The organism is uncultured Tateyamaria sp. (assembly GCF_947504105.1).
Classification (GTDB): Bacteria; Pseudomonadota; Alphaproteobacteria; order Rhodobacterales; family Rhodobacteraceae; genus Tateyamaria.
Map to the genome: position 1 here is coordinate 1 of NZ_CANNGP010000081.1, position 9,229 is coordinate 9,229.

The 9,229-nt window shown below is 52.8% G+C and carries 8 protein-coding genes and 1 pseudogene; 7 read left to right on the forward strand and 2 right to left on the reverse strand.

What is annotated here, in order from left to right; translation table 11 throughout:
* The first annotated feature begins 101 nt into the window (after nt 1-101).
* The 6 genes from Q1A75_RS24345 (at nt 102) to Q1A75_RS22825 (ending at nt 3,150) form a co-directional block, all read left to right on the forward strand.
* Nucleotides 102-296, forward strand: a complete 195-nt coding sequence (locus Q1A75_RS24345) for a c-type cytochrome (RefSeq protein WP_366142230.1) — start codon at nt 102-104, stop codon at nt 294-296.
* Between the two features lie 290 nt (nt 297-586).
* Nucleotides 587-1,063, forward strand: coding sequence for an Rrf2 family transcriptional regulator (locus Q1A75_RS22805; RefSeq protein ID WP_299593160.1), 477 nt, complete (start codon nt 587-589; stop codon nt 1,061-1,063).
* A gap of 201 nt (nt 1,064-1,264) precedes the next feature.
* Entirely contained in the window at nt 1,265-1,486 is a 222-nt protein-coding gene (locus Q1A75_RS22810; protein ID WP_299593163.1) for a hexameric tyrosine-coordinated heme protein, read from the forward strand.
* Between the two features lie 3 nt (nt 1,487-1,489).
* A complete protein-coding gene (locus Q1A75_RS22815; RefSeq protein ID WP_299593166.1) occupies nt 1,490-1,912 on the forward strand; it encodes a DUF488 family protein in 423 nt (140 codons plus the stop codon).
* Nucleotides 1,909-2,247 (forward strand): ferredoxin FdxA, encoded by a 339-nt coding sequence (gene fdxA, locus Q1A75_RS22820; RefSeq protein ID WP_299555746.1) that lies wholly within the window; start codon nt 1,909-1,911, stop codon nt 2,245-2,247. The genes Q1A75_RS22815 and fdxA overlap by 4 nt, the downstream gene beginning before the upstream one ends.
* A 21-nt stretch (nt 2,248-2,268) precedes the next feature.
* Nucleotides 2,269-3,150: a class I SAM-dependent methyltransferase gene (locus Q1A75_RS22825; protein ID WP_299555744.1), complete on the forward strand. Its 882-nt coding sequence runs from the start codon at nt 2,269-2,271 to the stop codon at nt 3,148-3,150.
* Nucleotides 3,151-3,804: 654 nt separating this feature from the next.
* Here Q1A75_RS22825 and Q1A75_RS22830 read toward each other — a convergent pair.
* Both Q1A75_RS22830 and Q1A75_RS22835 read right to left on the reverse strand, forming a co-directional pair.
* Nucleotides 3,805-5,172: a hypothetical protein gene (locus Q1A75_RS22830; RefSeq protein WP_299555742.1), complete on the reverse strand. Its 1,368-nt coding sequence runs from the start codon at nt 5,170-5,172 to the stop codon at nt 3,805-3,807.
* 183 nt (nt 5,173-5,355) lie between these two features.
* Entirely contained in the window at nt 5,356-7,950 is a 2,595-nt protein-coding gene (locus Q1A75_RS22835; RefSeq protein WP_299555740.1) for a G8 domain-containing protein, read from the reverse strand.
* Between the two features lie 466 nt (nt 7,951-8,416).
* On the opposite strand from Q1A75_RS22835, the pseudogene Q1A75_RS22840 reads away from it, so the two are divergent.
* A pseudogene (locus Q1A75_RS22840) lies at nt 8,417-9,142 on the forward strand (IS3 family transposase); the annotation flags it as partial.
* Nucleotides 9,143-9,229: the final 87 nt, after the last annotated feature.

Below are 9,229 nucleotides of genomic sequence, written 5' to 3' on the forward strand. Positions count from 1 at the left end.
TAATCAAACCAATCAGATGAGCCAAACTCTCTCTTAGTTTAGACCGCCATTGGCCCCAAAAACCATGACGACGGACAACTTGGCATCACGACAACGCTCTATTGTTAGAATACACTAAACTAGGTGGACGACGCGCACTTGCGGCCCGTGGCATGACTGATTTCAACAGCGGTATGCCGGGGTTTGAGAGTGCTATCACCGACGGTGAGATCTGGGACATCTTGGCCTATATTCGATCAACGTGGCCGGAACGAGAGCAGCAGGCTCAAGCCAGTCGTAACCCTCCGCATGAGTAGAGTTAGGGCTTTGGGCGATCTGGCTGGTCCACTAACCTGCACCGCCCTCAGCCTGTCCTAGTGACGCGGCCCTTTGCCTTCCTCTTCATCTCGGAGAACTTCGTCGGTATGAACCTCCATGAACCTCGACCTGGAGCCATAGGAAAGCCATGACAAAACAATAATTCACGTAGTATCTTCTTAAGATGGATGTATGCTATATGTTATGAAATTTGTATGGTCGGACACAGATAGACCTGAAAGGAATTCGACGTGAGCGAACGAACCAGCGCAGTCTCCCAGGGTAACATATGAGACTGACGAGCTTCACTGACTACGCCTTGAGAGTGTTGCTATATACAGCTGCCCATGAGGAGCAATTGACAACAATCGCGGAGATCCAGAAGACATTCGATATTTCCAAGGGCCATCTCATGAAGGTCGTTCACCTGTTGTCCACTGAGGGTTACCTTCACGCTGTGCGGGGTAGGTCCGGTGGTATCCGCCTCGGAAAGGCACCAGAGGAAATCAATCTCGGTCAATTGGTCAGATTGACGGAGCCGGACTTTCGTCTCGCGGAATGTTTTGGGCAAGAGAACCACTGTATTATCTCACAGTTTTGCAAATTACCTGGTCCCTTCAATCAGGCTTTGGATGCATTTTTTGAAACGTTAGACGGCCATTCGCTAAAGGACATGATGCTGACACGCGATATTTTTGGACCGACGGTGGAACGCACATTCCCGCAACGGGGTTCATCTTTCGATCTGGGTACTGAAACGGTCTAGACCTAATCCACGATCCGAAACCCATAACCAAAGCGCGCGACCGTGTTCGCCGCTTTGGGCCGGTCAAGTGCTGGCAAAATTCATCCAGTAGAATTATTGTTGCTTGACTTTAATCTATAAGATACAATTATAGTATATCTTATAGGATTGTCGTTCCCACGTCACAGATGACAGCGCAACCACCACTCACGGATACAAACTATGGCTTGGCTCGAAACACTGAATACTGAGACACCTGAAGAGGGTTTCGAATTAGCGATAAAGCTCTCGCGCATGGGTGTGAAGTATACTCAACCCGATCCAGAGATCCGGGACGAACTGCGTCGCGTATACGAAAAGGATGCTGACAGTCTCACAGCAGCTTCCCACGTTGTCGCAGTGCATTTCCAGACAATCGCCCAAGCCAACAAATTTTGGAAATGATCGGTGTCGGCACATTCTCCAACAATCGATGGTCGGTTAGGGCTTCGGAGAATTTATGAGACACCTCTGGCCAGTGATGGCAAGAGAATCTTAGTCGATCGTCTTTGGCCACGTGGCGTTTCAAAGCAAAGGGCAAGCCTCTTTCTCTGGGCGAAAGAGGTTGCGCCAAGCCCGGACCTCAGGCGGTGGTTCCACAAAGATCACGCGCGGTGGCCGGAGTTCCGGTTGCAATATCTCGCAGAGCTTGACCTCAATAGCTCCGTTTCAGTTGTAGAAGGCATTGCTAGAGATGGTGTTGCGACTCTGGTCTTTGCCAACGCTGACCTCGAGCATAATCATGCTGCGGTCTTACGAGATTTCCTGATCAAGCGGATGAGCGTAGCAGCCAATCCTGAAACCAACCTTACCGGCGGGACAACCGAATGACATATGTTGTGACCGAGAACTGCATCAAATGCAAATACACCGATTGTGTGGAAGTTTGTCCGGTGGATTGCTTCTATGACGGTGAGAACATGCTTGTGATCCACCCTGACGAATGTATCGACTGCGGGGTCTGCGTGCCTGAATGCCCGGCTGAGGCCATATTTAGTGATGTGGATGCGGAAGCAACTCCCGCGATGTTAGAGCTTAACGCGAAATACTCGGAACAATGGCCTAACATCACCCAGAAGCGCGGTCCGTTACCTGACGCAGATGAACTTAATGGAACGTACGGGAAAGAAGCAGATTTTTCTCCGGGGTCAGGACCGGGAGATTAGGCGATCCGTCAGGAAGAGTAGTTGAAACGCTACACCGAGAAATGGTTTGCCAGACGCACGAATTCCGTAAGAGGAAAGCAGGATATGACTGAACAAGGATCCGAAAACGAAATATTGCCTGGTGCACAGCTCGATGCGTCCAAGATGCTGGGTCATTGGTTGCTCGCCCGGATTGGAAAGCAAGTCCTCAGACCAGGTGGCTTAAACATGACGTATTCACTTCTGGATTCTCTTAAGATCAATTGGACGGATGATGTCGTTGAGTTCGCGCCTGGGCTTGCCGCAACCGCCAAACAGATTATTGCCATGAAGCCATCAAGTTACGTTGGGATCGAACGGGACAAAGACGCGGTCCGGTTCACATCTCATCAGCTCGAGAGTGCAGATATCGCAAAGGTGATCCAAGGGACTGCAAGTGATAGCAGTTTGGAGAGTGGAGAAGCATCGGTTGTGGTCGGCGAAGCGATGTTGAGCATGCAATCACAGAAGCAAAAGCAACTGATCGCAGATGAGGCCTTTCGAATTTTGAGACCGGGTGGTCGCTACGGTATCCACGAGCTAAGCATCACTCCCGCTAAAACGCCCTTCGAGATGAAAGAAGAGATCAAAAACGCACTATCGAATGCGATCAACGTGGGTGCGAGACCGTTAGCGGAATCCGATTGGTGCCAACTTCTCGAGGCTTCTGGGTTCGAGATTGAGGCTATTGAGCACGCGCCGATGCATCTTCTACAGCCTTTGCGTCTGGTTGAAGATGAAGGGGTGCTTGGGGTGCTGAGGATTTTCAAGAACCTGATGTTCGATCGTATCGCAAGACAACGCGTCCGACTGATGCGTCGTGTCTTTAAAAAATACGAAGAACATCTGTCCGCGATCATGATCGTCGCCAAGAAACCCGGATAAAGACGCGAACAAAATTATCTGCAATCAGCTGATCAATAGGCCCGTCAGGTTTCGAACCTGTCCGATCTCGAGTATCGGTGACCTGCTCCCCCTGAAGCGTCCGGTTTTTTGAGTTAGCCTGTTCTGCAACTGAGGAGACAGACGATGAAGAGAAGCCGTTTCGGGGCCAAAAGGCCAACCATGCACTAACACTCAAACTCAACCACACAAGTGGGGCTGCTCAAGACGCCCTGGGTGACTGCTATGAACAGGGTGGGATCGTCTAGTTCTTCAAAAACCGCCGCGTGACGATCACCCCAGGCCCCGTCCGGATCACCTTTTAAGCAATTACTAAGGAAGAAATCAAAAGACGCGGCAGGTTATCCGGTGCAGGCAGCTAGCGGGTGGTCTTGCATACTGCCAAGCGAGCGTTATCGGCAGATACGGATTGTAGGACGGCTTTGATATCGAAGTACGGGCAGCACCATGCGGGTCAGGGTTTTAAGCGGAGCGGCGTTGCGCAAAAGAGGCCAACCATTACAGCTGGCCTCTTTTGTGTATCGGATTGGAAGAAACATCGTCTTGGGGATAGCCCCAGAATTAGGCGTGCGGAAAATGTGATCCTACAGGCTTACGCAATGTTATTGGTCCGATCCAAAACTGCTTCTGCTAGGATCACGCCAAGAAATCGAACATGTCTGCACTGGAGAACTGATCATTGCCGTCGGTCAAGATGCCTAGCATTCCGACATCAGAAATATCAATGATCTCGCCTGATCGGCCGTCCTTTGTGTAGTCCAACGCAAAATCACGGGCGAGATCATCACCGATCGACGGTGCGATCGCATCAGCAGGGCCACGGACAGATGCATTTCTGTTCTGGTCTTCCAACGATGTCAAGAGCGAGTCGTCAACAAAGCTATCTTCGATGGAAGACAGCGTGCTTGTATCTAGGCCAGTCATCAGGATGTCGAAAGCCTTGTCATGAAGGTCTTCAAAAAAGTTTTGTATGGATGGGTTCGTAACAGACTGACCGGCTCCAGATGTACTGTTGTTGTAAAACGCACGCCCCGGATCTCGTACGATGTCCAATGTGTCGTCGCCATCATTGTCGACCCCATGTGTGACCTGTGAAAATCCGCCCTCCAAAATCCATTGGGCCTTAGAAATTTGATCTGAACCCTGTGCGTTATCAAGCCAATCAGAGACAACTTGGCCTGCGAACGTCGTGGGTCCGCCAGAGACAACAATCATTTGCTCGTTGTTGTCGAAGGCTGTCTCCAGCGACGCCGTCATATCCCGTGTCAGAGCAAATTCACCCGCACCCACGTTGATGTCAGACCGTGGGGAATAGACGGGTATATCATAGGCGTCAGATGCCGCGGAGGTCACTTTTTCGACATCGTCAAACCATTGGCGCGCGCCACCCCGATCTGTGTCGATGAATGCGCCTTCCAAGATCATAGTTTCGGATGATCCCGTAATATTGGCATCGCTGTCTGCGATGTTCTTGGCACCCAACATCAATGCCGCAGTGGATGCTGCATCGTCGATTTCACTGATGTCATTTGCCACCCAAAGCCGAACGCCCGCGAAGTCATTTTCGGTACCGATCGATGCCCCTTCACTTGGATCAGGGTCAACCGGTGTGGGGTCCGGATCCGTTTCCGGTTCGACGCTGAATGAAATGGTCTCTGACAGGAGTGTCTCACCTTGTCCTCGGGCACCGGAAAACACATCAAAGCTGAACTCAAATGTATCAGGAGTAAGCGTCTCGCCGGATCGGAAGTCACCGTTCACGTCGCCAAAGAGCGCGTAGGGCTCAACACTCTCCAAACGCGTCTGATCGCCCAGAGTCAGCCGCATGCTTCCAATTTCTTCGGCCGATGCTGGATCATTTACTTCGATTGATAGGGTCACATCCTTTCCGGACAAAAGACTCTCTGAATTCGTATCGCCCGGTGTGAGTGTGACGATTGAAGCATCTGTCTCGGTATCAACAATTGAGATGGTTAGATCGTCAAGGTTCAGCTGTGGTAGCATGTGGTCGTTTCCTTCTTCTGGATGGAGCGTGGGTCCGGGTTTCAAAATTAATTCAGCTATCGTGAAAAGAGGTCACCAGTTGTTGGGTCATTGCGTGCAGCCAGTCCAACAGGCTTCCTTCACAGTTGGATTGTGCCCGTATTTCTCACCAAGCAACGTCATTGCGTCAGTTGAGTGGTGAGGTCAGACGATCTCGATCCCCGTAAGACCGAGAAATGGTTCAAGATTGATATCAGCCGTAGGGTCATCACCCTCTAGAGTGAGAGTGAAGTCATTCTGATGTGGGCTGTCCTCCTGACCGACTTGGAACAGCCCCTCGTTGATCACCAAAAGGTAGTCTGTGATCAAATCAATATCTTGAGTATCTTCAACGATCAGCGCGCCGCCATTCACAATAATTCCTGCAACTTCTGCATCGATGTCGAGGACAAGCGTTTCGCCTTCCCCTACAAACACGATGTCGTCCGCGCCCGGCGCTGACCCATCCCAGACTGACGTATCTGACCAACGCGCATCGCCTGGTGCGATATCCATCGTGTCTGAGGTGGATGGTGCACGCTCCGGACGCATACTATCGTCTGCGTCGACGGTGCCATAGGGGACCGTTCGGTCGAGATCCCGAGGTTCGTCGACTTCATCACCCCGATCGCGACCCCCGCCTGATATCACCGTGATGCTATCCGAATAGGAACGCTGATCGATTGCCGGACTGCCGCTGCTGCTGTCATAGTCAAGCTCAGTCGCCACGAGTTTCAGATATGTGTCACCCCCGTCTCGGAAGACGGATGATCCTGTCGCCTGCATCAAGGCGTCCAGACTTCCAACGCTATCAGCCCCTTGGATAGACGTGTTTGCCGGCAGATCAACGTAGCGCAAGATAACAGATGCGCCGCGCGGCAGATCGGTGACGTCAACTGAAAAGCGAGAGTCCGGTGCTCCCTGATGATCAACCGTATAGATCAGATCTTGGTCTGCAAATACCAGAAACTCGGTCCGGTCGTCGGCATTCAAATTAGAAAGCTGCGGACCATCCGAGCGCGTGACCGTCATGGGAACGCTGGTGCTGGTATGCTCCAGAACACCGATTGTTGTGCCGACAGGGTTCACCCATGCGCCAATAGACGGGTCATAGGTTGCGCCTTGCCCCGCATTGAAACCGGGTTCATCCACCGTGACGAACTGGCCGCCGACATCGTCGATGCGCGGTGTAAGGATCTGCCCCGGCGTGCCGGTGATCGACCCGTCAATATCGACAAGCCCGACCGAGAAAGTGCCTTGCTCGTCGGTGATCCCCTGACGGTCCCGATTGGTAAAGGGGTTGGTGCCGTCATTTTCAAACGTCACATTCTCGACGCTGTGCCGGGTTGAGTTGTCAACGCCGATATGTTGCGAAAACGCGCCGTCATCTGTGCCTGAAAATCCAGCGAAATGACTGTCACGGATCGCGAGGGCCTCATCATAGAGCGATACGCCGTGACGCTCCCCTCCCCGAATTGGGCTGCCATCATCATTGTCGGACGCGCCGACGATCAAGCTGTCTTCAATGGTTTGCAATCCGCGCAGGAAGGTTGCGCGACCGTTATCGGCCAGGATCATATCCTCGAATGAGCCGCCAAAGCCGCGCACCCAAACCGCATCGCCACCGGATTTATAGCCCTCAAAATCCTGGATGACATAGTCAACCGCATTGTTCTGGCCATCCCGTTGGGTGATGTGAAACGGTGTATTTGGAGAAACCACGCCCGTCGTTTCATCAACCTGCCCACCGATCCTCAGGGCGGATTGGTTGTTCGCGTGTGCTACATTCCCTTCGAAAACCCCAAAAGCTTGGTCACGCGGGACATAGCCATCATAAAGACCCGTTTCCGCAGACTGGTCGATCACGGCCTCTCGCGATATGATCCAAAATCCGCTGTGATCAGAGCCAGCAGCCCGGTTCCCAATGAGATGATTGTCAGGGTTCTGAATCCAGAAACTGGAGACCGCAGTGGCATCCGACGCAATCGGCGCTTCACGCACGTTGTCCGCCGCACGCTGAACAAATCCGAGGTTGTCGATTAGGACGTTGCCAAATTCCGCCCCATCCTCAAGGAAGTAGCCATGTCCGATCGTGTCAAACACGACATTGTCTTCCAACCAGGCATTCTGTGTCCCGTGGATCGTGATCCCTTTATTGTAACTGTGATGGATGGACGAGTTTTCTACATATTGGCCCGAGACATCCGCCTGCAGGTGCCAATGGAGGGGATAGCGTCCAAGCGCGCCCTCCTGTCCCATCCGCGCAAATTCCGCTCCGGAAATGTGCATGTCAGCACCATCCATAACCATCGAATGGCCACCGTAGCCGTCTTCGGTGCTGTCCTCATCGCCCTGGATCGTGACATTGCGACTGAGTAGGGCGACCTCTGCGCGTTGATCAACCGTCCATTCCCGCGCATCCTGACCCGATTTGCCGTTCTGATAGGTTTGCACGTCGCCGAAATGGTCGTTGGCAAGGGGTTGATCCAGCACAACCGCTCGCCCACCGTCCCGGACCTCCACGATGGTGCGTTCCTCGGCGTCTCCCATATTGGCTCCGGTGGATGCGATGGCGATGCGGTCGCCAACCTCCCATCCCGTCGCAAGCTCCAATTGCAGGACATTTTCTCCGCGCTCGGCGGATTGGTTAAGTTGGGTCCAACTCTCTTTTTCCGCGTCCGCTCCGTGAACCTCAATTCTGCTGCCCTCTCCGATGGCCATCAGGAAGGCGTTGTTATTATCAATTCGGGTGACGGGCATGATCGTTCTTCCATTATGTATTGCCGAAAAAGGCCATGCCGCTACAGATCAGATCGAGCCTGACGACAAACAACCTAAGGTCTTGCGAATCTATGACTGGCCTCTGTCTTCGGGCAGGTGATCTACTGTTCGATATTAATGGTTGGTATCGTTTAGACGAGGAGGCCTCTAATGGTCATCGACACAACGAGAATTCTGGCAATTCTATGCCGGCAACGCCCGTCGGCGCCGGCGGCAATTAGCCTCTAAGAATATGAACTTGGAGGGAGGCATTAAGCTGCCGATCTCAATGGGAAATTTCGGCAGTTTTCCGGAACAAGAAACACGATTGCGTGAAGTTGCGAACGCATTCGCGTGTTGCGCGCGACTTGATGCACGCAGTTGATCATCGATCAGATTGGTGGTGGTCTTGATCCTCCCGCACTGAAGTGGTCCGGCCCTATAGTTAGGAAACGGAGGATCAAAGATGGGAATCAAACGACACAAGCCGGAAAAGATTGTCACGAAGCTACGGCAGGTTGAGGTGCTTTGCGGTCAAGGGATGCCGCGTGTGGACGCAATTCGTCAGGTGCAGATTACTGAGCAGACGTTCTACCGCTGGCGTAAGCAATATGGCGGTATGGGAACCGACCAACTGAAGGAACTCAAACGGCTCCAGAAGGAGAATGATCGGCTGCGTCGAGCCGTGTCAGACCTGACGTTGGACAAGTTGATCCCGTCTGAGGCCGCACGGGGAAACGACTGAGCCCGTCACGTCGTCGTGCCTGTATTGAGCATGTGCGCAGCCGGTTCCCTATCTCCGAGCGTCGTGCTTGTCACGTCCTGGGACAGCGCCGATCCACACAAAGGCAGGTGCCGGTTGGTCGTGCTGATGAAGACCGCCTAGTTGCCGACATGATCGAGTTGACACGCCAGTATGGTCGGTACGGCTATCGCCGGATTGCTGCCCTGCTCAGAGATGCTGGTTGGCTGGTGAACGACAAGCGTATCGAGCGTCTGTGGCGACGTGAGGGGCTCAAAGTGCCAATGAAGCAGCTGAAAAAAGGACGGCTCTGGCTGAACGATGGGTCGTGTGTTCGGCTCCGACTCGAATATCGCGACCATGTCTGGTCGTATGACTTCGTTCATCATCGGACCGATGACCGGCAAAGCATTCCGGACACTGAACATCCTGGATGAATACAGCCGTGAATGATGAGCTATATGTGAGCGTCCGTTGAACCCGACCTAACGGTGCCATTCGGTGTGCGCTAAGTGTCCATTAAAACAAGTGGACACT